The sequence below is a fragment of the Bradyrhizobium arachidis genome (genome assembly GCF_024758505.1).
GTDB lineage: Bacteria > Pseudomonadota > Alphaproteobacteria > Rhizobiales > Xanthobacteraceae > Bradyrhizobium > Bradyrhizobium manausense_C.
On the sequence record NZ_CP077970.1, the window covers coordinates 3,828,940 to 3,855,517 of the forward strand.

The following is a 26,578-nucleotide window of genomic DNA, read 5'->3' on the forward strand; positions in this document are numbered from 1 at the left end:
GCCGCTATCTCGGATATTCGAGCTGCATCGCGACGAAATCGGCGGTGCGTGCGCCGTAGCGGAAATCGATCGCACGCAGCGTCTCGTCCAGGGCTTTTGCCGGCGGCAGCAAGGCCGTCGCCGGCGGGCTTTGCTGGAGGGGCCAGTCCGTCGCGGTCGTGTCGGGCAGGATGCGCGCGCCATTGCGGCTTGGCTGCGCCCCCGCCGTTGCCGCATACGTGACCGCGCGCGAGCGATAAGTCCGCGACCAGGCATCAGTCGCGAGCGCAAGCGACACCTCGTCGAGGCCGGGGGTGAGCGCGATGCCGAGCTGCTCCCTGGTCCAGAAGGCCAGCGTGTTCGTGATTGCCGTCAGCGCAAACGGACGCGTGAATCTGAAGGCTTCGCTGCGATGGCGGGCATCCCAACTGGCCAGACCAATATCGCGCGCCACAGTCGCAGCCCTGTCGCGGCCGGCGATCGCCTCGATCAGGGTCAGCGCCATCGGCATCGACGCCGTGATGCCGGTCGTCGTTGCGACGCCCTTGTCGACCACGAACCTGCGGTCAGCGACGTAGCGGATCGCGGAATGCTTTTTGAGATCCTTGACCGAGTACCAGTGCGTGGTCGCGGCCTTGCCGTCCAGCAGGCCAGCATTGGCGACGATGGTGGCGCCGACGCAAACGCCAATGACGATCGCGCCCTTGGCCGCCTGGTCCCTGATCCATTGCAGGGCAACCGGATCGTCATCGCGGCTCATGGCTGGTACGATGACGTAGTCGGCGCCATCGGGATGTCGCGCATCGAAGTCGGCGATCGTCGCATGCGGTTCGACCTTCAGCGCCGGATAGAGCGTCACTGGACCCGAGCGCGTCGCCACCATCAGGACGTCGGCCACGTCGGCGCGCGCAAGGATGCCGTAGGGCATCAGATAGTCGGTGGTCTCGCTCATGTCGTTGATGCCGATGATTGCGATCAGCGGACGTTGGCGCTTCGGTGGCTTCAACGCGGCGATGGTTGCGTCGGTCTCGTCCCTTGCGATCGGCGCCGGCGTTCCACGCGCCGCTTCTCCGGGGAGGGAGAGCAACCAGATTCCGCCGATGATGAGCAACAGGGCGGTGATGCCGACACCGCTCCAGATCAGAAATCGCCAGCTCATGAAATTCCGCTCGCAAATGTGCCTCCAGCGGCGCGGAAGCTACGCGCGCGCGGCGCCGAGCGGAATGACGCAATTCCCGCAAAAACCGCCATGGGGCGTGGCGGCGCGGATCGTGGATGATCGCGATCCGCCCTCATGCATTCCGCCGGCGTCGATCAGTCGCCTTTCCAGATCGTTGCCTCCGTCCAGCCCAGCTCCGCAAACTCCGATGCGCGCAGCGGCGCTTCCTCGGCGGCAAAGAATTCATCGAGCTGTGGCGGCGCGACCGTCGTTCCCGACAACATTGCGTGCGCCTGACCGCGGTGGTGAATCTGATGCTGGAAGAGATGCATCAAGAGGCGGTCGCGGCGTTCGTCTTGTACGCGCGTGTCGCGATTGACGCGGACGATGCCGTCCAGGTCTTCGGGAGCGAGCGCGTTGCATATGGCGATCAGGCGCCGGTCCATCGCGATCTGGGCCGGCTTCAGTTCGGCGACAGTCGGAAATGGAATCTGGTTCGCCCAGGCCGCCGGGCCAAGCCAGCCGCCCTCCAGCGCATCAATGTAGAACAGGTCGACATAGTAGATGTGGTTCAGCGTCTGCTGAAGGCTTGGAAAGAAACTTCTCCGCTCGGCTTCGAATTCCGCCTGGCTGAGGCTTGCGCAGGACGTCAGCAGGCGATGATTGGCCCAGGCGTTGTTGTAGGCGAAAGCGCGGAATGTTTGGACGAGGCTTGAAGGCATGTCTGAGACCCCGGCTCCTATGCCAGCTTGCGCGGCGCCGCCGTGGCTTTGTCGCCGGTGTTCGGCGTGCCGGTCGGCTCGATCAGCAGGAGATGAACCTCCTCGCGCGCGACGGGACGATGCTCGACGCCTCTTGGAACCACGAACAGCTCGCCGGGGCCGAGTGTCACGGTGCGGTCGCGCAGCTCGATATCGAGCGTGCCCTTCAGGACGAGAAAGAAATCATCGGTCTCGTCATGCTTGTGCCAGGTGAATTCGCCCTTGACCTTGACGACCATCACATCGTTGTCATTGAAGGCCGCAACTGTGCGTGGCGACCAATGGTCCTGGAAGGTCGAAAGCTTCTCCGCGAGCGAGATCCCGTCTGTCATTTTTGGCCCTTGTCGCCTGGGTTGCAACAGAATCGATGTGGGTTCGCGCGGGTCGCTCGACAAGCCGAATGTGCGGGGATGCGGCGCCGCGCATTGGTCCAATTCACCTGATCGCAGGGTAGCGCGATCGATTCGCTGCAACTTTAAAGGCATCAAGTTCAAACATCCGGAGTTTCGTCGCCCGCATCACATTATTTCGATGCGAGAGTCCGAAAGCGAACGGAAGCTGCGACTTTAGTCGGTCATGATTGGCTTCGGCGGGGGTGAGAGCGGTTTATCCGCAGAAGCATCCGACATGTCGGGAAGGAGCACTGGCTGCCTGGTGCCGCGCCGCACCAGGAAGCTTCGGGGGAGTGTTGAATCCGCCACCTAGTTTCGCTTGAAAGGATCAAAGCCTGTGAATGACGCCAATGTGAAAGTCCAAACGAACGCCGAACCGCTGAATGCAGCGAATGGAAGTGAGAAAATCAGGTTCGAACTACCGCTGTTCGTCGCAGACGGACTCTTCCGCGGCTTCGCCGAGCAAGGCGCTACAAGGGCCAAAGAAAATCTCGAGAAGATGAAGGCGGCTTCCGAGGAGATCACCGAAGTCCTGCGCGAAGCCTATTCGACCAACGCCAGCGGTGCTGCGGACTACGGCGTCAAGGTCATGCAGATCTCCAGCGTCAACGCCAGCTCCGCCTGGGAATTCCTCGTCCAGCTCGCAGGAGCCAAGTCGCTGGTGGATGTCGTAAACCTGTCCACCATGCAGAGCCGCAAGACCTTTGAAGCTGCCACTCACCAGAACCGGGAGCTTTGGGAACTCGCGCGCAAAGTCGCGACCGAGACGGCCGAGCCGGTCAAGAAGAGCTTCGACCGGGTATTGCATAAGGCCTCTTGAAACGGGCTGCCGGCCGCGCGGATCGGCTGGACCAGCGTCTCCGCAAGAAGAGACGAATCCAGCCGACGGTGGCCGACCTTGCCGAGAGACGACATCAAGCTGGAGGAAACACTTATGGGTATGGTCATGATCCGCTGCCCGGAAACGGGGGACTCCATTCCGACCGGAATAACGACGGATCCCGAAAAATTTCAGTGTAGCGCGGTGTTCTTTTCGCGCACCTATTGCCGGATCTGCTCGGTCACGCACGAATGGTTTGCCAGGGACGCCTGGGTCTACGATGCCGCCCTGGCCAACGGGGAAGCCGGGCGCTGGCGGTCGTCTCCCGCCGGCGCGGTGTAATCCCTCTCGGCTCCTCCCGACACGATCCGATCGATCCTGCGGCTCATGACCTTGTAGCATTCGCATGCGGCGGCCTCGAGCCTTGGCCTGTCGATCTCGAGCTGGCCACGCCGATTGGACCTCAGGGCTCGCGATGCCCGAAGCGCGCGCACGACGTGTGTGACCGTCGTGCGTCGGACGCCGAGCAGCTCCGACAGTGTCTCTTGCGTCAATGGCACGAGGTCACCGCCATCCGACAGATCGTGGATATGAAGCAGCCAGCGGGACAAGCGAGCCTCGACGGAGTGCAACGCATTGCAGGCCGCGACGTGCTGGAATTGGGCCAGCATCGACCTCGTGAGGATCTGCACGGCGTCCGCGATGGCCGGGCTGCGACCGAGCGCGGCGTGAAATCGCGCCGGAGGGATCTGTAATGCGGTTCCGGGCACGCGGACGACCGCCGTCATGGGCGAGCGGGAGGGACTGATCGCCGACATGAGGCCGACAGCGCTCTCATTGCCGATGACCGCGGTGGCCACCGTCTGCCCGTTGGGCAAGCCCATGATGAAGGCGATTGCGCCGCTACAGGGAAAGTAGAGCTGATCGATCCAATCGCCCGATCGGACCAGCACGGCATCGCGTTCGAGAGGGACCTTCCGCAAATGAGGTGCAAGCAAAGCGAAGTCGGCCGGCGGCAATGCAGCTAACAGTCGATTACCAACCCTGGTCGTACGCTCCATCACGGGAATCTCCTTCCCGGACGCCTAAAGGCTTGCAGAACCCACCGGCGCAACGCTTCGTTGCAGAAAACGGCAGGCTACGGCAAACAACCAAACTCGCCGCGCCGGATAAGGTTCCGCTGTCGGCCGTGTGGCGTTTCGGAGCGGCGGTCCCGCTACCTGAATCCCTCATACACCATCAGCCCGCGGGCGACCTGCAGCTTGCGGATGGCGCGGGGCAGCAGCTTCTCGGGCTGATGCAGGTAGCGCCAGGAGGTGAGGGTGAAGGCGCCGAGGGCTGCGCATTCATCGTCGAACGGCGCGAGCACGCCGGTGACGCTGACCGGCGTATGCGGGCGGGCGTTGAAGGGGAGGAGCAGAAGCTCGAGATGCGATTTGGTGCCGTCATCGCGCACCGCCGTGATGCCGGCGATCGCTCCGATCGTCTCGTCGGCGACGATGGTCGCGATCTCCTCGATCTCGCTACGGCTCTGCGGCGCAAATAGCGCCGCGAAGCTCTGGTCCTTCAAGTCGCGTCCGGCCAGCGCGCAGACGCGGGTGCCGGCGACGCGGAAGGGGAAGCCGAGCTTCGGCTCGCAGGACAGAACGAAGATGTCGCCGAGCAGACCACGGACGGCGGCCGGGTCGATGTCGGCGCGATCGGGCGCCCGGGCCGTGCCGCGCTTGTCGTCCCAATAAGCGAAGAATTCGCGGCTTGACGGATGTTTCATGTTTGACGCTCGCCTCTCGGCGCACATCGTGGGACAGACCTGTCCCGCTTCAGTGCAGCTGAGATCCCTGTGTTGTTGTGCAGGAGGGGCATTGCAGCGTCCATGCCGCAGAGGTGTTTTTGGCCCCGGGGCGGGTGTCTTTGCGTCATTAACGTTAAATTAACTATGCGCTTTGCGCTGCGGAGACTGCTGCTATGGTGGCCGCGGTCGCAAGCCCCGCTGCTTTCATCCAGGTTCTCAGCGGGGCCTGTACACAGGCGTCAAACAGTTTGGTCACCGCACGGGGAGGGGTGGGGATACTCCTTACTTCTCGATTTTCGCGGACAAGGCCGACACGGACAGGGAGGGCTTCCCAGGGCCCTCCCTTTTCCGTTTCGGGTCACCGCATTGTGCCCTTGCACCGGGCGGGCAAAGGCGCCTATCTGCAGGGTGATCGCGACGACCGCGCCCGAAAACCGAGCTTCCCTTGGATTCCCCGCAAAATTCTCCGCCGGACGTGCCGGCCGAACCCGAGGGCGGCCCGCGCGAGCCGATCCTGACCCTGCCGTCGGCGCTGACCGCCTACATCATCCTGCTGGCGGTGATCCATCTGCGGATATTGCTGCCGCCGGAACTGGAGAACTGGACCATCGACGTCTTCGGCTTCATCCCGAAGCGTTACGATTCCTCGCTGCTCAATCTCCAGATTCCGGGCGGCACCGGTGCGAAGGTCTGGACCTTCGTCACGTATTCGCTGCTGCACGCCAATCTCACCCATCTCGGCTTCAACGTGCTGTGGCTGCTGCCGTTCGGCAGTGCGCTGGCGCGGCGGTTCGGCGCGGTGCGCTTCTACGTGTTTCTGGCGGTGACGGCGGCGGCCGGGGCGCTTGCCCATCTCGTCACCCATGAGCACGCGATCGCGCCGATGATCGGCGCCTCGGCGTCGGTATCCGGTGCCATGGCGGCCGCGATCCGCTTTGCGTTCGTGCGCGGCAGCTTCCTGTCGTTCAGCCGTACCGATGCCGAGACGGCGGCCAAAGTTCCGGCGTTGCCGCTGTCGCGTGCGCTGCGCGACGGGCGGGTGCTCGGCTTCCTCAGCGTCTGGTTCGGCGTCAACATCATCTTCGGCATCGGCGCGATCGGGGTCGGTAGCGAAGGCGCCACGGTCGCCTGGCAGGCTCACATCGGCGGCTTTTTCGCCGGCCTGCTGCTGTTCTCGCTGTTCGATCCCGTGCCGCGCGCGCGGGGCGATGCTGCAGATGCGTCATCACGGGACATTTCAAACCGTATTTGAAGCGGCGCTTGCGGCTCACGGCGATTTCATCCATCATCTTGCGCAAAGAATGTCGTGAACCGACAAGCCGGTAGCGGCCCTGCTTCGTGCAGCGCCTGAAAGATGAACCGGCATTGAGACTGTTAGTTGAAGACTCGCGAACAAGTCCGAGCCGTGCCAAGCGGCCGGGTCGGATTCAGGAGGCGACAATGACGGTACGTTCTATCCTCAACACCAAGGGCCACCAGATCATGAGCGTCGGGCCCGACGACAAGATGTCGGCTGCGATCAAGCTGCTCGGCGAGAAGAAGATCGGCGCGGTGCTGGTGATGAATCAGAGTCGGTTGGAAGGCATCCTGTCGGAGCGGGACATCGTGCGCGTGCTCGGCGATCGAGGTGCGGGCGTGCTGGAGGAGCCGGTCTCTGATGTCATGACCCGCAAGGTCGTGACCTGCAAGGAGACCGACACGGTCGCGGAGATCATGGAGAGGATGACCACCGGCAAGTTCCGCCATCTGCCTGTTCTCGACAATGGCAAGGTGGTCGGCCTGATCTCCATCGGCGACATCGTCAAATGGCGCGTCCACGAATTCGAGGCCGAGCAGGAAGCCCTGCGCGACTACATCAAGACGGCCTGACGCAATTCATCGCGCTTTGGCGCGCCTATTCGCTGGCCTTCGGCGCGGTGCCTTGCGGCGCCGGTGCCAGCACGTGGATCGCCTCCTGGATCGAGTCGATCGCGCGCTCGGCGGCGCGGGTGCCGAACGCGATCAGATCGTCGGCACGGTGGAAGTCGAACCAACCGATCTGGCCGACCCGCGGCGTGATCAGCATGTCAGGCGGATCGCCCGCAAGCCGCGCGCGGGTGATGCGGTCCTGCATGATATTGAAGGCGTCGACCATGACCGACGAGATGCCGGGCCGCCCGCCGCCGCCGAAAAACTCCCGCTTCACCGTCCGTTCCGGCGAGAAGAATCTCGGGAAACGACGCTTTGCAGTGGTGTCCTCGGCCACGGGCGCGGCGTCGTCCTGCATCGCGCCGTGCGAATAGATCGTGGTGGAATGGGTGAAGATGTCGCTGGAAAGATTTGCGGCGATGACGATTTCCGCACCCAGCGCACGCGCCGCCGAGACCGGCACCGGATTGACCAGCGCGCCGTCGACCAGCCAGCGGTCGCCGATCAGCACCGGTGCGAAGATGCCGGGTAGGGCATAGGAGGCGCGCATCGCGTCGACCAGGCGGCCGCGGGTCAGCCAGATCTCGTGACCGGTGCGGACCTCGGTCGCGACTCCGGCATATTTGACCGGCAGGTCCTCGATCAGGGTCGGGCCCATCGCTTTCTCCAGCCGCGAGGCGAGCTTTTCGCCGCCGATGAGGCCGGAGCCGTTGAGCCGGATGTCGAGGTAGCCGAGGATATTGCGCACCCCCCGCAGGCTGTGTGCCCATTCCTCCAATGCATCGAGATTTCCGACCGCATAGGCGCCGCCGATCACGGCGCCGATTGAGGTGCCGACTACGACGTTGGGAACGATGCCATTGGCAATCAGGGTTCTCAGGATTCCGATGTGAGCAAAACCGCGCGCTGCCCCCCCGCCGAGTGCCAGCCCGATGACCGGGCGGCGGACGCTGCCGAGGCCGACCTTTTCGCCGTTGGACCCGTTCGCGCCCCGGCCCTTCAACATATCAAGCACCGAACAACTCCCACGACACAGACCGTTCCGCGCACGGCCAGACTAAGACACCGCGAGCCCGCCCCGCCAGATTGACCGCGAAGCATGGTTTATGCCGCTTTGGACAGGGCGCGCGGCGCCAGTATGGCGACAGTGAATTGCACTGGAAATAACCAGTCGGGGTTCCCAACAGTTCCAAAGTCAGTATTTCCTTGGGCTTCTCAGGCTTGAATTTGCCGCGTTTTCGGTGAAAAGCAGGAACATGATACTCGGGGGTGACGGCATCGACGGATGGCGGCGCAGCGGACGGCTGCTGCCGGCGTTCATGCTTGTCGTTTCCGTGCTGGTTTTGGGCTCGACCGGGGCCCGCGCCCAGTTCTTCTCCGACCGTCCGCCGCCGGTCCCGCCGGCCTCCGTGCCCGATCCCGGCAATGCCGTCAGCCTGGCACCGCCCTCGGGTCCTGCGGGTGCGCCGAGCCTGCCGCCGACCCTGACGCAGCCGGCGTCTCCGACCATCCCGCCGACGGTCTCGACCGTTCCCCCGGCGGCCCCGCTCGGGGCCGCGGTGCCCGGCCAGGGCGTGCTGTCGCTGACCGCGAAATACGGCAAGGACCTGCCGGCGATCACCAGCGGCCTGGTGTGGCGGGTGTTCTCCGACCGTCCCGACGAGACCGGCACGTTCAAGCTGATCCGCGAGGATCGCAATCCCACGCCGAACATCGTGCTGCCGCCGGGCAACTACGTCGTGCACGTCGCCTTCGGCCTCGTCAGCGCGGTGCGCACGGTCAGCCTCAAGGCCGAGACCGATCGCGAGTCCTTCGTGCTGCCGGCCGGGGGCTTACGCATCGAGGGCCGCGTCGGCACCAGTCGCATCCCGCAGAACCAGATCTCGTTTGCGATCTACAAGGGCAGCCAGTTCGAAGGCGGCGAGCGCTCCTCGCTGGTGCCGAACGTCGCTGCCGGCGACGTCGTGCTGCTGCCGGAGGGCACCTACTACATCATCTCCAACTATGGCGACGCCAACTCGGTGGTGCGCTCCGACATCCGCGTGCAGGCGAGCAAGCTGACCGACGTTACCATCACCCACCGCGCCGCGGTCATCACGCTGAAACTCGTCAGCGACAAGGGCGGCGAGGCGCTCGCCAACACGGCGTGGTCGGTGCTGACCCCCGGCGGCGACATCATCAAGGAATCGATCGGCGCCTTCCCGCGCGTCGTGCTCTCCGAAGGCGAATATCGCGCGATCGCCAAGAACGAGGGCAAGGTCTATGAGCGCGGCTTCAACGTCGTCAACGGCGTCGACGGCGAAGTCGAAGTCGTGGCGCGCTGACTTCGCCTTGCCTCGCCCCGCTTGCCGGGAGGGGGCACACTTTCGCTGCGGCTCAATTGGTTTCAGCGCGTCGAGGCCGGCGCCCAGACCATCCGCCGCGCCCGCGCCGTACCCGGTTGCCGCACCGCAGCGAGTATTCGCTCTGGTGGCGCGAGCCGGAGGCGGCAAGGGATTCCTGACCGGCGCAATCAACGCGGATACAAGGTTCGACCAGAGCGACTTCCGCAACATCGTACCGCGCTTCTCATCCAGCGCACGAAAGGCCAACCAGGCTCTCGTCGATTTGCTGGGTGAGATCGCCGCGGCCAAGACGGTGACCCCGGCGCAGATCGCGCTTGCCTGGCTGCTTGCGCAAAGGCCCTGGATCGTGCCGATCCCGGGTACCACGAAGTTACCGCATCTTGCGGAGACTATCGGCGCTGCCGACGTTACGCTGACGCCGGATGATCTCGCTGCCATCGCCAATGTCCTGGCCAAGGTCGCGGTGCAGGGGGTGATCGCTATCCGGCCCATCTCCAGGCCAGGGGCGGCCGTTGAGCACTATCTTGCAAACGTCGCGGGCGGAAAGGCGCTGCTGGCACCTTCCTCTGTGTGCAAAAGTGAACACTGAGCGCGACCCGCGACACCGCCACCAGGGCCCATCGATCGCAACTGCGGTGCAATGGTCGCCATCGGATGCACAAATTCGACAATCAATTTTATTCTCTTTCCATCCCGCTGCGTTATATGTCGGTTGTCCGTCCACGGAGGCCGGATCACTGAGGCCTGTCGGCGCCAGTGACGAGCAGGGGGTTTCAGCCTTTCGACATGTTCGAAGTGGTCCTCACCAGACGCAAGCGATGGGGCTGGCGGTGGCAGGTTTGCGATCAGTCCGGCAAGGTCTTTGCCGATGGCTTTGAGCGCACGCGGCCGGCTGCGAAGTATCATGCCGAGCGTGCACTGTTCTTCCTGCTCTCCCAGGCCTATCTGACCAAGCGTTCCGCCGCCCCGAGCGAAGACTGACGATCGAAGCGATCGCGGCGTCATGCGCCTGTCATGGTCTCTAACGCGCACTAACCATCGCCCGACTTTAAACTGTCATAATCGCCTTCCGCGCCGTGCGCGCACGCAGCTTTTACAGGCCGTTAAGCACCCCTGCATTGGATGCGGGCGGCGAAGTGCTTGGGGAATGCGATGAATGCCGCGAAGAAAACGTCGGGGAAACCGGCGCCCGACATGTTCGACGACATTCCGGTGCTTCAGCGCAAATGGCGCGCGGCCTTGCGACCCGGCGAGCGCCTTCCGCGCTATGAAGACGTCATGCTCGGCAGTCTCGGCCGGCTCGCCGATCATATCGCGCTGCTGCGCCATGACGGCGCGCTCGAATTGTCGCGCAGCGGACGCTATGTGCAGCAATGGCTCGGCGACGAACGCTGGGACGTTCCCGTCGCGCAGCTTGCGCCGGATTGCGCCACTGTGCTGAGCGGAGCTGCGGCGAGCGCGCTCGAAACCGGCAAGCCGCATCTCGCGCGCGCGCATTGCGTGCGCGACGGCATGGTCAGGACCTACGACGTGCTGGCGCTGCCAACCGCCTCGCGGTGGGGCGTAACCCTGATCGGCGCCTACATCAACGAACGCGGCGCGCAGTACAATCTCCTCGACGCGATCTTCTCCTCCACCGACGATGCCGTGATCTCGCTTGCCGCATTGCGCGATGCGCGCACCGAGCCGTTCGACTTCCAGGTCGTGCATCACAACAAGAGCGCGGAGCTGTTCCTGGAGGTGCCGGCCGGCGGTCTGCTCTGGCACCGCCTGAGCGAGGACGGCGGCCTGCTGGCCTCGGCCGAGATCGTCGAGCTCCTGCGCACGGCTGTCGCAAGCGGCCGTAGCGCACCGCTCGAGATCGAGATCGGCGGCCGCCATTTGCGCCTGAGCGCCACCGCCTTCGCCGATGTGGTCTCCCTGACGATGTCCAACGTCACCGCGCTCAAACGGCGTGACGCTTCGTTCCGGCTGCTGTTCGACAATAACCCGATGCCGATGTGGGTGTTCGACACCGAGACCAAGCAGTTCCTGAGCGTCAACGACGCCGCGATCCACCATTACGGCTATAGTCGCGCGGCCTTCCTGCGCATGACATTGCCCCAGATATGGCCGCAGGACGAATGGGACAGCCACGCCCAGGCGCTGGAGCGGCTCGGCGATACCTACCGCTCCTCGCGCAACTGGCGGCATCTGCGGGCCGACGGCAGCGAGATCGAGGTCTTGACCTTCGGCCGCCGCGTCACCTTCGACCAGCGCGACGGCTATCTGGTCGCGGTGGTCGACATCACCGAACGGCGCAAGGCCGAGGCGCGGATCGCCTACATGGCCCACCATGACGGTCTCACGGAGCTGCCGAACCGCGAGCATTTCCAGGAACGCCTGAAACAGGCGCTCGATCAGGCCGGAGGAAAGCGGGTCGGCGTGCTCTGTATCGATCTCGACCTGTTCAAGAACATCAATGATTCCTTCGGCCATCCCGTCGGCGACCGCTTGCTGAAGGAGGTCGCCGAGCGCCTGCGCACCGCGATCCGCGGCGCCAACCTCGCCGCGCGCCTCGGCGGTGACGAGTTCGCGGTGGTCCTTGCCGCCGACGTCTCGCCGAACGAGGCCAGCGCCTGTGCGGGCTTGCTGATCGACATGCTGAGCGCGCCCTACGACATCGACGGTCAGGAAATGGTGATCGGCGCCAGCATCGGCATCGCGCTGTCGCCCGGCGATGGCGCGACGTCGGAAGAGCTGATGCGCAATGCCGACATGGCGCTGTACCGGGCGAAATCGGACGGCGGCGGCGTGCACCACTTTTTCGAGAAGGAGATGGATCGCCAGGCGCAGAAGCGGCGCGACATGGAGCTCGATCTGCGCCGCGCCTTCGCCAATGGCGAGTTCGAACTGCACTACCAGCCGCTTGTCGCGATCGCCGCCGGCCGTATCGCAGGCTTCGAATCTTTGTTGCGCTGGCGCCACCCGGAGAAGGGGATGATCTCGCCCGCGGAGTTCATCCCGGTCGCTGAGGATATCGGGCTGATCACCCAGCTCGGTGAATGGGTGTTGCGGGAAGCCTGCAGCGAAGCGGTGAAATGGCCGTCCGACGTCAAGGTCGCGGTCAATCTCTCGCCGGCGCAGTTCCGCAGCCGCAATCTGGTGCAGGTCGTGATCTCCGCGCTTGCGCAGTCCGGTCTGTCGCCGAAGCGGCTTGAGCTCGAGATCACCGAGTCGATCTTTCTCGCCGAGACCGACGTCAATCTCGCGACGCTGCATCAGTTGCGCGAGCTCGGCGTCGGCATCTCCATGGACGATTTCGGTACCGGCTATTCCAGCCTCAGCTATCTCCGCAGCTTTCCTTTCGACAAGATCAAGATCGACCGCTCCTTCGTCAAGGACCTCGCGCAACGGCCGGATTGCGTCGCGATCGTGCGCGCGATCTCCGGTCTCGGCCGCAGCCTCAACATCACGACCACGGCGGAGGGCGTCGAGACCGAGGACCAACTCGACTGGCTGCGCGCCGAAGGCTGCAACGAGGTACAGGGGTTTCTGTTCAGCGCCGCGCGTCCCGCGAGCGAGATCGGCACGCTGCTCGCCGAATTCGGCCAGCGCGCATCACGGGCGGCGTAACTCGGGCGGAAAGGTATCGTAGACCAGCGCCTTGAAGGCGGGGGTGATGCGGCTGCGCTCGTTCTGCGTCTGCTCCAGCATGATGAAGATCATGTCGAGCTTGCGATCGACGCCGAACAAGGTGCCGCTGCCGGAGTCCCATTTCAGTTCGCCGAGCGAGCCGGGCGGCGGCGGCTTTGCATTGCCGGGATCGGTCCGCACCCCGATGCCGTAACCGTAACCAAATCCGTCGCCGGGAAAATAGAAATAGTCGCGGCCGACGCCCGAGCCCGGTCCGATCTGGTCCGTCGTCATGTCCTTGAAGGCGGCGGGGCTCAGATAGCGCTTGCCGTCGAACTCGCCACCATTGAGCAACATCTGCGCAAAGCGGCTGTAGTCGTTCATGGTGGAGAGCAGACCGCCGCCGCCGGATTCCCATTCGGGATGGCCGAGCCGATCACGCTCGGCGTCGAGCAGGATCATGTCGCTGGGCAGCGGTCGCGCCATCCGCGCCAACTCGTCTTCGGTCTTCAGCACGAATTTGGTGCTGGTCATGCCGAGCGGATCGAAGATGCGCTCCTTCATGAAGCCGTAGAGCGTCTGCCCGGAAATCACCTCGATGACGCGGCCGAGCACGTCGGTGGAATGGCCGTAGCGCCACAGCGTGCCCGGCTGGCGCGCCAGCGGCAGTCGCGCGATGCGCTCGGCAAATTCCTTGTTGTCGAACTGGCCCTCGAAAATGTTGGCATCCTTGTAGGCCTGCTCGACCCACTTGCCACCGATATAGTCGTAGCTGATGCCGGAGGTGTGCCGCATCAGGTCGCGGATCGTCACCGGGCGCACCGGCGCCACCAGATCGAGCGCAAGCCCGCCATCCGGTCTCGTCCTCTCAATACCCACCTTCGTGAAGGCGAAGGAGGGGATGTATTTCGACACGGGATCGGTTAGCGCGAGCTTGCCCTCGTCGATCAGCATCATCGCCGCGACGCTGGTGACGGGTTTTGTCATGGAATGGAGGGCGAAGAAAGTGTCCGGGCTCATGGGGGTGCCCGTCCTGACGTCCTGCACGCCAAAACTTTTGAGATAGACCGGGCGGCCGTGTTGCTGAATGAGGACCACGGCGCCGGGCAGCTTGCCGGTCCTCACCTCATTGTCAAAGAAGGCGGTGATGCGCTCGAGCCCGTCCGGCGACGGCGCGGGAATGTCGGCCGCGCGGCTCTGTCCGATGCTGCAGATGCAGAGCAGGGCCCACAAGGAAGCGGCGAACGGCGATTGTGATCGCGCGCGATCCATCCCGGCATCCTCCAGTCCCGATCGTCTCAATGCGATCGATCAAAACCGGAAGATGTCTTACCGTCAACAGAGACAGCTCGATTAAAACCGCGTCACAATCTCCGAGAGCGCCGGGCGCGGACGGTCTTCGCTGGGTTTTGTGGGCTTGCCGATATGGACGAAACCGGCAAGCTTCTCGTCTGCCTTCAGGCCGAGGCCGTCGAGCACGTCGCGATCGAAGGCGAACCAGCCGGTCAGCCAGCAGGCGCCGTAGCCCAGTGCGGTCGCCGCGGTCACGATGTTCATCGCGCTGGCGCCCGCCGACAATTCCTGCTCGAAAGCCGGCACCTTCGGATGCGGTTTTGTGAAGCTGACGATGCCGATCACGAGCGGAGCGTCGGTCAGCCGCCGCTTCTCGACCTCGACATCGGCCGCCGGCGCGCCCGGATTCTTGCGCGCGAACACCCGCGCGATTACCTCGCCGGCGCGCATGCGCGCCTCGCCCTCGAAGACGATGAAGCGCCAGGGCGCGAGCTTGCCGTGATCCGGCACCCGCGCGCCGATGGTGAGGATCGTCTCGAGCTCGGCGGGCGAGGGGCCGGGCCCCGTCATCTCGCGCGGCTTGACCGAGCGGCGGGTCTTCAGGAGTTCGATGGCGTCGGGCACGGAAGTATCCTCTTCGGCTGGTCGTCGGGCATGCATACCCGAAATAGGCATGCATGCCCGGAACCGAAAGCGAATTTAGATCTATTTCAGCCGATCAGGCCGTTTCCCGCGCCCGCTTCACGTCCGGCGGCGTCGCCTCGTCGAGCAGAGCGGCTAAAGCTTCCGCGGTCGGCATCACCTTCTGGCCGTCGCTGCCGAGACGGCGGACGGACACCGAATGCGTCTCGGCTTCCTTCTTGCCGACCACGAGCAACGCCGGGATCTTGGCCAGCGAGTGCTCGCGGACCTTGTAGTTGATCTTCTCGTTGCGCAGGTCGAGGTCGACGCGGAGGCCGGCCTTGCGCGCCTCGGCCGCGACCTGCTTGGCATATTCGTCGGCCTCCGAGGTGATGGTGGTGACCACCACCTGCACCGGCGACAGCCAGAGCGGGAAGTTGCCGGCATAGTGCTCGATCAGGATGCCGATATAGCGCTCCATCGAGCCGCAGATCGCACGGTGCACCATCACCGGCGGCTTCTTGCCGCCGTCATGGTCGATGTAGAAGGCGCCGAACCGCTCCGGCAGGTTGAAGTCGACCTGCGTGGTGCCGCACTGCCAGTCGCGGCCGATGGCGTCGCGCAGCACGTATTCGAATTTTGGCCCGTAGAAGGCGCCTTCGCCGGGATTGATCTCGGTCTTGATGTGATTGTTCTGCGACTGGATCTCGCGCAGCACCGTCGCCATCACGCGCTCGGCGTGATCCCACATGTCGTCGGTGCCGACGCGCTTGTCCGGCCGGGTCGACAGTTTCACCGTCAGATCGCCGGTGAAGCCGAAATCGGCATAGGTCGACAGGATCAGATCGTTGATCTTCAGGCACTCGTCGGCAAGCTGCTCCTCGGTGCAGAACACATGGGCGTCATCCTGCGTGAAGCCGCGCACGCGCATCAACCCGTGCATGGCGCCCGACGGCTCGTAGCGATGCACCACGCCGAACTCGGCGAGGCGCAGGGGCAGGTCGCGGTAGCTCTTCAGGCCGTGCTTGAAGATCTGCACGTGGCCGGGACAGTTCATCGGCTTCAGCGCAAACCAGCGCTTGTCCTCGGCCTCGTCGCCGGCGGACTGCGCTGCGAACATGTTTTCGCGATACCAGCCCCAATGGCCGGAGGTCTCCCACAGCACCTTGTCGAGGATCTGCGGGGCGTTGACCTCGCTGTAGTCGCCGGTCAGGCGTCGCCGCATATAGGCGATGAGCTGCTGGAAGATGGTCCAACCCTTGGCGTGCCAGAACACGACGCCCGGACCTTCCTCCTGGAAGTGGAAGAGGTCGAGCTCACGTCCGAGCTTGCGATGGTCGCGCTTCTCGGCTTCCTCGATCTGCTTCAGGTAAGCGTCGAGGTCTTCCTGCTTTGCAAAGGCAGTGCCGTAGATGCGGGTCAGCATCGGATTGTTGCTGTCGCCGCGCCAATAGGCGCCGGCCACCTTCATCAGTTTGAAGGCGTTGCCGATCTTGCCGGTCGAGGTCATGTGCGGGCCGCGGCACAGATCGAACCAGTCGCCCTGGTAGTAGATCTTGATCGGCTCGTTGCCGGGAATGGTGTCGACCAGCTCGACCTTGAAGGCCTCGCCCTTGTCGCGGAACACCTGCTTGGTCTTCTCGCGATCCCAGACTTCCTTGGTGAAGGGTTTGTCGCGCGCGACGATCTCGCGCATCTTCTTCTCGATGGCGACAAAGTCTTCCGGGGTGAACGGCTCGTTGCGGAAGAAGTCGTAATAGAAGCCGTTCTCGATCACGGGGCCGATGGTGACCTGGGTGCCGGGCCACAGCGCCTGCACGGCCTCTGCCAGCACGTGGGCGCAGTCATGGCGGATCAATTCGAGCGCGCGCGGGTCGTCGCGATTGATCAGCTCGATCTTGGCATCGGACTCGATGGGATCGTCGAGGTCGGAGACGACGCCGTCGAGCGCCATCGCAACCGTGCGCTTGGCCAGCGACGGCGAGATGCCCTTGGCGATCTCGAGGCCGGTGATGCTCTTGTCGAATTGACGCTTGGCGCCGTCGGGGAAGGTGAGGGTAACCTTGGCGGGCGCGGTCACGGGTTTCAGATTGCTGAGGCTGTATTGAAAGCCGGATTCGGACTTGTGGTCGTCGGACATGCATTTCTCCTGAAGCTCACTCCTGCGAACGGACGCAGGTAAGCGGGAGCGAGCGGTATAGCAGGCGATTCGGGCGATGCAATCGGGCAAATCTTGGGAAAATCGGGGCCGGAGCGGTTCGCCGAGGCGCGCGCCGCCATGCCACCATGGGTTGCGGCCTTGAGTTTCATTGTCTAACGTTGTCGTGCTCTCACGTCTCTGTGGTTCGACCGTTGTTTTCGTGCATCATGAAGGTTCGGCTGCTGTTTCTCGCGACCCTGCTGTTGATTGCCGGTGAGCTGCGGGCGCAGACCCCGGCGGAGAAAGCGGGATTTCCGTCGAAGCTGGTCATCTACCTTGCCAAGGGGCCGGCGAATTCGTGCGGACAGGGTTGCGATCGCTGGATCGCCGTCGAGGGGACGGTCGATCAGGGGGCAGCCGCACGAATCCGTCGGTTCCTTGCCGGCGTCAAGGATACGCAGCGACCGATCTATTTCCACTCGCCGGGCGGTGCCGTGGACCAGTCCTTCGCGATCGGACGGCTGCTGCGCAGCCGCAAGGCTATCGCTCGCGTGGGACGGACAATCGTCACCGCATGTGCTTCCGGGACGCAGATCGACGACGCCTGCCTGAAGATCAAGAACGCGGGTGGGGAGGTCGAGGCAGAGCTCACCACCCGCAAGGCGATGTGCAACTCGGCGTGCGGCTATCTGTTCCTCGGCGCGACGACGCGCGAAGTTGCGCCCGACGCGGCGATTGCGGTTCACAACTCTAGGCTCACGTTGCTGATCCGCGGCGATCCGCCGCCGCAGGTGGTTGCCGAACTGAGGCAGCAACGCCTCGCGATGGCCGATCGGGAACGGGCGGCCTTCATCGCTGCGATGGGAATCAAGGGCGAATTGACCGACCTCATCAAGACGGTGAAATTCGAAAGTATCCACGTGCTCACGCGCCCCGAGCTTTACCGCTTCGGCATCGATACGCGTGCCCAGCCGGAGACATTGTGGACGCTGGAGAAGGGCGCACGGCCTTATGCTCGTAAAGTTGTGCTCGCAAGGAAGGACGACGGCGCCTCGTTCCGGATCATGGAGTGGCGGCTGTTCTGCGAGAACAAGAATCGCGCGCGGCTGTTGTTCTCACGGGAGTACGACGTGGGCACGACCGGCAAGAGCACGATCGTCATGATGGCCGAGCCGGGAAAATCGGTGTCATTCGGGCGTTTCCCGGCGCGCGTCGGGAAGTTCGATGTCTGGAGTGATACGGTGGCGCCCGACACGATCAACGCGATGCTGTCAACGCCCCGGCTGCTCATGGGCGAGAGCATGCCGGCGGCCGACGGCCAGAGCAATCTTACGACCTTCGAGATCGATACGACCGGCTTCGCCGAGGCATGGACGCAGATGCTGACAGTATGCCCCGCGGCATCGACCGCGACGATGGCGAGTCCGTTTCCGTCGGGCCCCGCGGCCGGCTCTCCAACGGTGGATGCGGTGCCGCCATAGTGAACGCCGCTCCCTGGCGAGGCGGGGCGCGGTGGCTTGCGCGACGAGGCCGCGAAATAAGTCCGGCAGGGCCTTTCGGGTCGTAACGCGATCGCTTAAATGCACTTGCATGGAAAATGCCGCCGCCGCCGGCCGCTTCGCGCCCACCGCCCTGATGCTTGGAAACGTCGTCACCGGCTGCTCGGTGCTGGCGCCCGCTGGGATGCTGCCTGAGCTCGCATCCGGGCTCGATATCAGCATCCGCACCGCCGGCCTTTTGATCACCTTCGGCGCCATCACGCTCTGCATCGGCTCGCCGTTGACGGCGTGGCTGACCAGCCGCATCGAGCGGCGGACCCTGCTCACGGCAACGCTTGCGGTGCTCGCCCTCGGCAACATCGCCTCCGCGCTCGCGCCGGACTATACGAGCCTGCTCGTCATCCGCCTGGTGATGCTGGCGGTTGGCGCGCTCTACACGCCGCAGGCCGCCGGCACCGCGGCGCTGATCGTGCCGGCGGAGAAGCGCGGCAGCACGATCGCTTATGTCTTTCTCGGATGGTCGCTGGCCGCAGCCGTCGGCTTGCCGCTGATCACCTTCATCGCCAGCCGCTACGGCTGGCGCGCGGCCTACGCCGAGGTCGGCGTGCTCGGCTGCCTCAGCTTCGTGCTGTTGGCTCTGCGTCTGCCCGCAGGGCTGAAGGGCACGCCGGTCGATCTCAAGACCTGGGCCGACGTCGGCCGCAGCCGCATCATCGTGCTGCTGCTTGCGATCACGATGCTCCAGATGTCCGGGCAGTTCGTGGTGTTCACCTTCATGGGGCCGCTGCTCAAGACGCTCACGGATGCCGGCCCCGACGCGATCGGGCTGGTGTTCGGTCTCTACGGCCTGTGCGGCTTCCTCGGCGTCGCCATCGCTACCCGCATCGTCGACACCTGGGGGCCCTACAAGACGTCGGTCCTGTTCACCAGCCTGCTGCTAACAGGCGTTGCCGGCTGGGCCCTGACATCAGGCAATTTCGCGGCGATGGCGGCTGCCGTCGCGATCTGGGGCTTGGGCTTTGCCTCGACCAATTCGATGCAGCAGGTGCGGCTGGTCACCGCCGCGCCGGCGCTGGCGCCGGCGACCGTCTCGCTCAACACCTCCGTGCTCTATATCGGCCAGGCCGTGGGCTCGGCGATCGGCGGGGCCTTGTTTGGACGCGAGTTGCCCCACGCGTCTGGCTTCGTGGCGGCCGGCTTCGTTGCGGTGGCGCTCGCCATCGTGGTCCTGACCAGGCCGCGGGCGGCCGTCCAGGTTTGATCCCGGCGGCGGAGGCGCTTTTCCCGCTGTCAGCGCTTGGCAAACCGCGCGGGAGAGGGCTAGAAGGCGAGTGGTGGGACCAACGAGAGTTGACTGAGATGAGGATGATTCTGGCGCTTGTCGCGGTGCTCTATGCGGGGACGGCGCTTGCGCAAACCGACAAGCCGCCGATGGTGGGGGACAAGCCGCTGGTGCAGGTCAAGCCGAAGGGGACCAAGACGGCAGCACCGAAACAGGCTGCAGCGCCAGACGCGGCTGCACCTGCCGCACCGGCAGCGCCAAAAGCAGCCGGAGCGAAGGGCAAGCCGCAATCCACGGCCGTCCGGCTGCAAAGCTGTCTCGATCTCGATGACGGCACCAAGGACCGGCTCAACTGCTACGATGCGGTCATTCCGCCCCAGCCGAAGCCGAAGCCCGCGAAGGCCAAGGGCGTGGCCGATTGCCGCTTCTTCAAGGAAGAGGACGAGCGGCTGACCTGCTTCAACGGCTTTGCCGAGAGCATCCCGAAGCTGCCCAAGAACTGAGATATCAGGAATTGAGACAGCTAGGGACCTTAAGTCCCGCGTTGCGCGCCGGCTCGGCTAATCGCTAAGCCGGGCCAGCACGGCCCTGAAGGCGAGGCCGGGCAACTGCAAAGCGGAGCCTTCGAACTCCACCATGTCGCCGTCTGTCCTGCCGTTCAGTGTCAGCGTGATCCGGTCGGTCCCGAACAGCGGCCGGAAGGCCGGGTCGGCATTGTAGCGCTCGGTCGAGATCTTGGCCTTGAGGCTGTCGCCTTCGCCGGCATAGGTGCCGATGAAGGCGAAGGCGGAGTTGCCGCCGCGCATCTTGCCGTTGGCTACATAGACCACGCCGCAACCGGTGCCGTGCACGGTGTGGAAATCGACCTTGTAGAGTCCCTCGCGCAAATTCAGTCCCCGAATCCTGACCACACGTTAGGGGCGTTGTCGCAAGAAACAAACCCGTGTCGTCACGGGTGGATTGCCCGTCAACATCACAATTTGATCATCGGATGAGCGGGCAGAACGCAGCGCAGCCGAATGCCTGATCTTGCAGAAACTAGCGGCTCGACGAGGCCGAGCTGCTCGCCGCCACGCGGGTCAGCGCCAGCGACGGCGTCGCCGCCATCTTCACCAGCACGTCCTTGAGCGGGTTTTGCGTCCAGGCGCGGGTGACGTAGTCGCGATGGGTGATGCCGTTGCCGGTCTCGACGAACACGACGCTGCCGGGGCGCAGCGGGCCGTCCATGTCCTCGGACACGCCGATGCCCTTCTGTCGCAGCATGCTCATCAGCTCGCGATCGCGGCGCGCGGTGTAGCGCGTGTAGGAGCTGACGAAGAAGCTGGAGCGGTGGTTTTCGATCCAGGAGGCGAACTTGTCGAGCTCGCCATAAACGGCGTCGAGCAGCACCACGCCGCGCACGCGGTCGCTGATACCGCCGACCTCGAGGCTCCAGGCGGTCGGCAGGAAGCCGCCGCTATAGCCGACGATGACGATCGGCATGTTGGCGAAGGCGCGCGCGCTGTTCGGATCGCCATAGAGGCGGGCGAGGTGCTCGGTTGACTCAGCCATGAAGCGCTTGAAGCCGCCGGGCTGCCAGAACTTGCCGGCACTGGAATCGGCGGCATTGACCGCCATCTGCGGAGCGAGCAGCACGGCGTTGGCGCCGGAGTCGGTGATCTGCTGCGGCACCAATTGCCGGTCGCGCACGTCGCGCTCGAGGGTCGCGCCATTGCCGTGGAAGAACACCACGATCACGCCCGGCTTGCGCGCGTCGAAATGCTCGGGGACGTGCATCATCACGCGGCTGTCGCTGTAGGTCTCGTCCTGCCAGTAGACGCGCCCCGAATAGCTGCGGTGGCCGCGGCGCTCGCCCTTGGAGATGTTGAGGAAGGGCGCCTCGGAGGCGGGGTTGTTGCCGAAATAGGGAAAGGCCGAGGACTTCATGCTGACGAGGGTCGTCAGGTCGTCGCGCTGTGGGCGCTTGTAGGGGACCTGCGGCTCGAGCGAGGCGACCTTGTAGGGCGGCGGCTCCGGCTGCTGCACCGCGCGCTTCGGCGAGAAATCCGACATCTGGCGCTGCAGGAAGCTTTCGCTCGCGGAAGGGAAACGCTCCTTGAACTGCGGCGCCGGGAAGCGGTCGTCGAACGTGTCGCCGCTTGCGACTTGCTGGGTTCTGGCGTTGGTATTGGTTTTGGCGACGGCTTGCGTGTTGGCCTGCGAGTTCGCGGCGAGCGCTGCCGGGTTGGGCGCCTTGCCGCATTGAACCAGCGCCAGGGACAGCGGCACAAAGGCGCAGACGATGCCTATCCGACGCGCGCGGCCGCGTGCGCCGGACGATGTCGTCCAGTCAGCACGCGTGTCTGCTTCAACTCTCGGAACGGCCCCGACCATCCACCCAGTAACCCCAAGCCGTGAACCCAGCGGCAATGTTGATCTAATTGAGCCGACTGGCGTTTAGGCGACGTTAAGCTTCCGGAGAAACTCCCCACATCCGGATGGCTTCAAAAGACCACGCAATCGTGTCGCGATTGTGGGGGAGGGGGCCGGGCTTCACCACACGACGCCCGGTTTATTGCCTACGGACGCGCGTAAGAGGTGCCCAAATACCATTCTTGGTTGCCTCATTTAACCCTTGTTAACCCTGCTTGAATTGACTGGCTCAATCTGCACGATGCTTGGAGAGGCGAGCACGCCTCAGCTTAGGGACCCGATGACGGCATCAGAGGCGGGAAGCGCGGCGTGGCCTGGCCGGCATCTCGGAGGCGGGTCCGGTGTTTCCGTCCTCGTGGCGACGGCGATCGTCGTGGCCGACATGATCGGTGTCGGCGTGTTCACGAGCCTCGGCTTCCAGGTCAAGGACATCCCGTCCGGCTTCTCGATCCTGCTGCTCTGGACCGTCGGCGGCATCGTCGCGCTGTGCGGCGTGTTCGCCTATAGCGAACTCGGGGCGATGTTTCCGCGCTCGAGTGGCGAATACAATTTCCTCAGCCGCGCCTATCACCCCGCCTTCGGCTTCCTCGCCGGCTGGGTCTCGGCGACCGTCGGCTTCGCCGCACCCGTCGCGCTCGCCGCGATGGCCTTTGGCGAATACGCCAAATCGGTGTTTCCCGACCTGCCGCCGATCCCACTCGCCATCGGCGTGGTCTGGCTGGTGTCGATCGTCCAGCTCACTGGCGTCAAGCACTCCTCGACCTTCCAGCTCGTCGCGACCATCCTGAAGGTCGTCCTCATCGTCGCCTTCCTGGTCGCGGGCTTCGTCATCGGCGAACGGCAGCCGATCAACTTCCTCCCGGTGCAGGGCGACTTCGGCCACATCGCCAGCGCGCCCTTCGCGATCGGGCTCGTCTTCGTGATGTATTCCTTCTCGGGCTGGAACGCCGCGACCTACATCATCGGCGAGATGCACACGCCGCAGCAGAGCCTGCCGCGCGCGCTGCTGGCGGGCACGCTGATCGTCATGGTGCTCTATGTCGCGCTTAACGCGGTGTTTCTCTATGCCACGCCGATCGGCAAGCTCGCCGGCCAGCTCGACGTCGCGAGCGTCGCCGGGTCAGCCATTTTCGGCGGCATTGGCGGGCGCATCGTCGGCGCGATGATCTGCGTCGGCCTGATCTCCTCGATCAGCGCGATGATGTGGATCGGCCCGCGCGTGATGATGACAATGGGAGAGGACATTCCGGCGCTGCGGGTGTTCTCACGTAAATCCGCGAACGGCGCGCCGGCCTATGCCATCCTGTTTCAGCTCGCGGTCGCCAACCTGTTGCTGTTCACCCGCAGCTTCGAGGCGGTGCTCGAATTCATCCAGTTCTCGCTGCTGTTCTGCTCGTTCTTCACCGTGCTCGGGGTGATCAAGCTGCGCATCACCGCGCCCGACCTGCCGCGCCCCTATCGCGCCTGGGGATACCCGGTCACGCCACTGGTTTTCCTGCTCGTGACTGCGTTCATGATGTACTATCTGCTCACCGAGCGGCCGGGTCAGTCACTGTCGAGTATGCTGATCATGCTCTCCGGCCTGTTGATTTACGCCATTTTCCGCAAGCGGCCGGACGCCGCCACAGCTTCAGACAATCGCGCATAGAGATGTTTCGACCCATGAGAATTGCGGCCGTCGCTTTCACCTTGTTGTTCGCGGTCGCCGGCGCCGCGCTTGCGGTCCCGGGCGCCGCGCGCGCCGCGGACGTCACGCCCGACGACACCGCGCGCTTCCTCGCCGGCATGCAGCCCTCGGCGGAGTCGCCTTTGACGCCGTACACCAGGGATCCCTCCTGGCAACGCCACGCAAAGTTTTTCGACGGCGCCTTTGCCCAGCTCGAGCAGCGCCAATTGGCGAAGATCCGCGCCTGGTCCGACGTCAATTTGGCGGCGCCGCGGCCGACCATGTTCTATCTCTTCAGCGGCCCGGACTTCCTCTACGCCGACGCCTTCTATTCCAAGGCGAATACGTATGTGCTCGGCGCGCTGGAGCCGGTCGGCGCGGTGCCCGACTTGACCAAATTGCCGCGCGGCTCGGTCGGCGCTGCGCTCTACAATGTCGAACGCTCGCTCGGCTCGATCCTGAGCTTCTCCTTCTTCATCACCAAGCAGATGAAGGTCGACCTGCACAGCAACCAGGTCAATGGCACCTTGCCGATCCTCTATGTCTTCCTCGCGCGCTCCGGCAAGACCATCAAGAGTGTCGAAATGATCTCGCTGGACGACAAGGGCGGGGTGCGTGCCGCCGGCGAAAATGCAGGCCCCAACGCCACGCGCGGCGTGCGCATCAGCTTTGCCGGCAGCGACGGCCAGGCCAAGACGCTGTATTATTTTTCGACCGACCTCTCCAATTCCGGAGCGCGTGCGGCCGGCTTCCTGAAGTTCTGCGAGACGCTCGGACCCGGCAACAGCCTGATCAAGAGCGCGTCGTATCTGCTGCATTCCGGCAATTTCACCGTGGCGCGCGACTGGTTGCTCGCCAACAGCGCGACCATCATCCAGGACGATTCCGGAATTCCGCTTGGACACTACAATGCGCGGCAATGGCGCTTCTTCCCGTTCGGCCGCTATCTCGGACCGATCGCGGAATTCCCGGGCCGCTACCAGGACTCCTACGCGCAGTTGTTCACGCGCGCGCAGCCGATCGACTTCGGCATCGGCTATCGCTGGCGCACCCATGAATCGAATCTGCTGCTGTCGGTGAAGGTGCCGGGCAGCGAGACCGCGCCTGCGGAAACGACCTCGTCGGCCGAGCCACCGCCCAAACCGCGTCCGAAGAAGCCGCGCCCGCCCGCGCCGATCACGCCGCTGGATCGCTCGTTCTGGTTCCGCTAGCGTGCTTTAGCTACCAGCGCACATTCTGACTAGGCACGATGAAAGCGGTCGAGCTCGGGGCCGCGGTGAAGCTGGCCGTGAGATACCAGATCGATGCGGCGACAATGATGAGCAGCGCGATGATGGCGAGCAGGTCGACTTGCCTGGGGTCGTGATGCCGGTGGGCGTTATCGGGGCTGATTTTCCAGCGCATTGTTGTTTCCTCCCGGAGGGAAGCAACAAGTCAACGCGGCTGCCCGTCTTGCAGTTCCCCGCGCCGTGATGCGCAAGCCCGCTGGAGGCGCTGCAACAAGCCGGAGCTTTGGCGCCCGGTCCTGATGTTACGGTCCCAAGAGCCGGGTGAGGTCGGCATCGCCAGGCGGAATGCTCGCCAGATCGTCATCAAGCGCGCCCGGCGCCGGTTTCCAGAACGAGCGAAGCAGTGATTTCGTCTTCGCATCGATGTCGAGCGCGGCTTGGACTTCCTCGACCACTTTCTTGCGCGCGCGCTCGGCCAGATCCCTGTCGTTCTGCTCGAGCGCGTGCTTGTGCTGCTGTCCGTAGGCCGACGCAAGCCAGACGTGGAGGTTGAGGCTCTTGGCCGCTTCGGGCTGCCGAAGCAGTCGCGTGCCGATCTCGAGAGCTCTGGTGAAGCCCTGGGGCGGCGGTTCGTAGAGCGCAAGGAACACGGCCAGTTCGGTGTCCTGGTCGCCCTGGATTACTTTTTCGGCGTCGGCGTTGCGCCGTTGCGCGGCGTAAACCGTCGCCAGCGCTTGCTTTGCAATCGGGTCGGCCGGGTCGACACGATTGGCTTCCTGGAGCGCAACGGTCGCGCTCTCCAGATCGTTGTGACGCGCCCGCGCGGTGCCCCAGGCGGTCAGTTGACGCGAGTTGTTGAGGGCCGTCATCGGCACCGTCAGCAGGGCCGCATCCGCCGACTTCACCGTCGGGTTGGTGGAGTCGACGATCCGTCCGTTGAGGTCGATCTTCAATCCTTCCCTCAGAGCTGCATCGACCACGGCAGGGCTTGGCCCGTCGATGGTGTCCAGCAGCTTGGTCAGGATCGTTCGCGTGCCGACATAGCCGAGCCAGAATCCGCCCGGGGCGAAATAGAGAAAGAGCGCGATCGCCAGCAACTGGCCCGACCCGTCCCATCTGAAGCCGGCGTTGTTGATCTTCTCCGCGGCCTGCCAGAGATAGTGGGGTACGAAGTAGAGCTGCGTCAGGCCGACGCCGACCAGCGTCTTGGTGAGCCAGTCGGAGATGTCTTCGAGATTGGTGTTGACGCGGCTGGTGGGCGCGGCTGCAGCTGGCGTCTGGCCTGGCGCGGCGCCCTGTTGCGGCGCCGGAGCGGGTGCGGCTTGCGGCCGCGACAAGGTGCGGGGAATGCCGAACAGCAACCCGAGCAGCCATCCGCAGACGGTGCTGGCGCAGGCGAACACCATGCTGAGCGCGACGATGCGCAGCGAGTCCAAGCCGCGCGATGGCAGCGCACCGAGGAACAGCGCAATGAAGCCGGCGATGGCGAAGCCGAAGAAGTAACTCGCGAACCAGTCGAAGATGATCGCGAAGTCTCTGTTCTTGAGCGCCAGGACCAATCCGCCCGACGACGGTGAATCCTGTGAACCCGGCAATCCGTAAGCCATTTGATGCCCTCGACGAAACGCTGGGCGGCAAAAACGATGGTCCAAAAAATTTCGGTGA

At 64.4% G+C, this 26,578-nt stretch carries 24 protein-coding genes and 1 pseudogene; 12 read left to right on the forward strand and 13 right to left on the reverse strand.

Going from position 1 to position 26,578, the window contains the following annotated elements; all coding sequences use genetic code 11:
• Positions 1-4 precede the first annotated feature (4 nt).
• The 3 genes from KUF59_RS17385 to KUF59_RS17395 all read right to left on the reverse strand — a co-directional run bounded on the left by KUF59_RS17385 (position 5) and on the right by KUF59_RS17395 (position 2,231).
• Positions 5-1,138 (reverse strand): DJ-1/PfpI family protein, encoded by a 1,134-nt coding sequence (locus tag KUF59_RS17385; protein ID WP_212458401.1) that lies wholly within the window; start codon positions 1,136-1,138, stop codon positions 5-7.
• A gap of 155 nt (positions 1,139-1,293) precedes the next feature.
• Positions 1,294-1,860 carry a DinB family protein gene (locus KUF59_RS17390; protein ID WP_212458402.1) on the reverse strand — a complete coding sequence of 189 codons (567 nt, stop codon included), beginning with the start codon at positions 1,858-1,860 and terminating at the stop codon, positions 1,294-1,296.
• Positions 1,861-1,877: 17 nt separating this feature from the next.
• Entirely contained in the window at positions 1,878-2,231 is a 354-nt protein-coding gene (locus tag KUF59_RS17395) for a cupin domain-containing protein (RefSeq protein WP_212458403.1), read from the reverse strand.
• Positions 2,232-2,628: 397 nt separating this feature from the next.
• On the opposite strand from KUF59_RS17395, the gene KUF59_RS17400 reads away from it, so the two are divergent.
• On the forward strand, positions 2,629-3,111 hold the full coding sequence (locus KUF59_RS17400) for a phasin (protein ID WP_212458404.1): 483 nt from the start codon (positions 2,629-2,631) through the stop codon (positions 3,109-3,111).
• 275 nt (positions 3,112-3,386) lie between these two features.
• Here the strand turns inward: KUF59_RS17400 and KUF59_RS17410 are convergent, their stop codons facing one another.
• Together KUF59_RS17410 and KUF59_RS17415 are read right to left on the reverse strand one after the other, a co-directional pair.
• Positions 3,387-4,172, reverse strand: coding sequence for a Crp/Fnr family transcriptional regulator (locus KUF59_RS17410; RefSeq protein WP_212458580.1), 786 nt, complete (start codon positions 4,170-4,172; stop codon positions 3,387-3,389).
• A 155-nt stretch (positions 4,173-4,327) separates the two neighbouring features.
• Positions 4,328-4,882, reverse strand: a complete 555-nt coding sequence (locus KUF59_RS17415) for a PAS domain-containing protein (protein ID WP_212458405.1) — start codon at positions 4,880-4,882, stop codon at positions 4,328-4,330.
• Positions 4,883-5,348: 466 nt separating this feature from the next.
• Between KUF59_RS17415 and KUF59_RS17420 the strand changes: the two genes are divergently transcribed.
• Together KUF59_RS17420 and KUF59_RS17425 are read left to right on the forward strand one after the other, a co-directional pair.
• Entirely contained in the window at positions 5,349-6,155 is an 807-nt protein-coding gene (locus KUF59_RS17420) for a rhomboid family intramembrane serine protease (protein WP_212458406.1), read from the forward strand.
• A gap of 188 nt (positions 6,156-6,343) precedes the next feature.
• Positions 6,344-6,772 (forward strand): CBS domain-containing protein, encoded by a 429-nt coding sequence (locus tag KUF59_RS17425; protein WP_212458407.1) that lies wholly within the window; start codon positions 6,344-6,346, stop codon positions 6,770-6,772.
• Between the two features lie 25 nt (positions 6,773-6,797).
• Here KUF59_RS17425 and KUF59_RS17430 read toward each other — a convergent pair whose 3' ends face one another.
• On the reverse strand, positions 6,798-7,826 hold the full coding sequence (locus tag KUF59_RS17430) for a patatin-like phospholipase family protein (RefSeq protein ID WP_212458408.1): 1,029 nt from the start codon (positions 7,824-7,826) through the stop codon (positions 6,798-6,800).
• A gap of 241 nt (positions 7,827-8,067) precedes the next feature.
• Between KUF59_RS17430 and KUF59_RS17435 the strand changes: the two genes are divergently transcribed.
• From KUF59_RS17435 to KUF59_RS17450, 4 genes and pseudogenes are all read left to right on the forward strand, one after another.
• Entirely contained in the window at positions 8,068-9,135 is a 1,068-nt protein-coding gene (locus KUF59_RS17435) for a hypothetical protein (RefSeq protein ID WP_212458409.1), read from the forward strand.
• 48 nt (positions 9,136-9,183) lie between these two features.
• Positions 9,184-9,672: pseudogene (locus tag KUF59_RS17440) on the forward strand (aldo/keto reductase); the annotation flags it as partial.
• A 270-nt stretch (positions 9,673-9,942) separates the two neighbouring features.
• Positions 9,943-10,137, forward strand: coding sequence for a hypothetical protein (locus KUF59_RS17445; RefSeq protein ID WP_212458410.1), 195 nt, complete (start codon positions 9,943-9,945; stop codon positions 10,135-10,137).
• A 171-nt stretch (positions 10,138-10,308) separates the two neighbouring features.
• Entirely contained in the window at positions 10,309-12,771 is a 2,463-nt protein-coding gene (locus tag KUF59_RS17450) for a putative bifunctional diguanylate cyclase/phosphodiesterase (protein ID WP_212458411.1), read from the forward strand.
• Here the strand turns inward: KUF59_RS17450 and KUF59_RS17455 are convergent.
• The 3 genes from KUF59_RS17455 to thrS all read right to left on the reverse strand — a co-directional run bounded on the left by KUF59_RS17455 (position 12,757) and on the right by thrS (position 16,825).
• The gene (locus KUF59_RS17455) at positions 12,757-14,043 is read right to left on the reverse strand and encodes a serine hydrolase domain-containing protein (protein WP_212458412.1); all 1,287 of its coding nucleotides are present in this window, start codon (positions 14,041-14,043) and stop codon (positions 12,757-12,759) included. The genes KUF59_RS17450 and KUF59_RS17455 overlap by 15 nt on opposite strands.
• 81 nt (positions 14,044-14,124) lie before the next feature.
• Positions 14,125-14,688 (reverse strand): nitroreductase family protein, encoded by a 564-nt coding sequence (locus KUF59_RS17460; protein WP_212458413.1) that lies wholly within the window; start codon positions 14,686-14,688, stop codon positions 14,125-14,127.
• 94 nt (positions 14,689-14,782) lie between these two features.
• Entirely contained in the window at positions 14,783-16,825 is a 2,043-nt protein-coding gene (gene thrS / locus KUF59_RS17465) for a threonine--tRNA ligase (protein ID WP_212458414.1), read from the reverse strand.
• Positions 16,826-17,052: 227 nt separating this feature from the next.
• On the opposite strand from thrS, the gene KUF59_RS17470 reads away from it, so the two are divergent.
• The 3 genes from KUF59_RS17470 to KUF59_RS17480 all read left to right on the forward strand — a co-directional run bounded on the left by KUF59_RS17470 (position 17,053) and on the right by KUF59_RS17480 (position 20,109).
• The gene (locus KUF59_RS17470; protein ID WP_212458415.1) at positions 17,053-18,306 is read left to right on the forward strand and encodes a hypothetical protein; all 1,254 of its coding nucleotides are present in this window, start codon (positions 17,053-17,055) and stop codon (positions 18,304-18,306) included.
• A gap of 109 nt (positions 18,307-18,415) precedes the next feature.
• Positions 18,416-19,585 (forward strand): MFS transporter, encoded by a 1,170-nt coding sequence (locus KUF59_RS17475; RefSeq protein ID WP_212458416.1) that lies wholly within the window; start codon positions 18,416-18,418, stop codon positions 19,583-19,585.
• A gap of 98 nt (positions 19,586-19,683) precedes the next feature.
• A complete protein-coding gene (locus KUF59_RS17480; protein ID WP_212458417.1) occupies positions 19,684-20,109 on the forward strand; it encodes a hypothetical protein in 426 nt (141 codons plus the stop codon).
• Between the two features lie 57 nt (positions 20,110-20,166).
• Here the strand turns inward: KUF59_RS17480 and KUF59_RS17485 are convergent, their stop codons facing one another.
• Complete coding sequence (locus KUF59_RS17485) at positions 20,167-20,493, reverse strand: GrlR family regulatory protein (RefSeq protein WP_212458418.1); 327 nt, start codon at positions 20,491-20,493, stop codon at positions 20,167-20,169.
• Positions 20,494-20,644: 151 nt separating this feature from the next.
• A complete protein-coding gene (locus tag KUF59_RS17490) occupies positions 20,645-21,979 on the reverse strand; it encodes an alpha/beta hydrolase (protein ID WP_212458419.1) in 1,335 nt (444 codons plus the stop codon).
• A 319-nt stretch (positions 21,980-22,298) separates the two neighbouring features.
• Between KUF59_RS17490 and KUF59_RS17495 the strand changes: the two genes are divergently transcribed.
• Both KUF59_RS17495 and KUF59_RS17500 read left to right on the forward strand, forming a co-directional pair.
• Entirely contained in the window at positions 22,299-23,666 is a 1,368-nt protein-coding gene (locus tag KUF59_RS17495; protein ID WP_212458420.1) for an APC family permease, read from the forward strand.
• Positions 23,667-23,680: 14 nt separating this feature from the next.
• Entirely contained in the window at positions 23,681-24,895 is a 1,215-nt protein-coding gene (locus KUF59_RS17500) for a hypothetical protein (protein ID WP_249140305.1), read from the forward strand.
• 10 nt (positions 24,896-24,905) lie between these two features.
• Here the strand turns inward: KUF59_RS17500 and KUF59_RS17505 are convergent, their stop codons facing one another.
• Positions 24,906-25,088 (reverse strand): hypothetical protein, encoded by a 183-nt coding sequence (locus KUF59_RS17505; RefSeq protein WP_212458422.1) that lies wholly within the window; start codon positions 25,086-25,088, stop codon positions 24,906-24,908.
• 127 nt (positions 25,089-25,215) lie between these two features.
• Positions 25,216-26,520 carry a tetratricopeptide repeat protein gene (locus KUF59_RS17510; RefSeq protein WP_258769721.1) on the reverse strand — a complete coding sequence of 435 codons (1,305 nt, stop codon included), beginning with the start codon at positions 26,518-26,520 and terminating at the stop codon, positions 25,216-25,218.
• Positions 26,521-26,578: the final 58 nt, after the last annotated feature.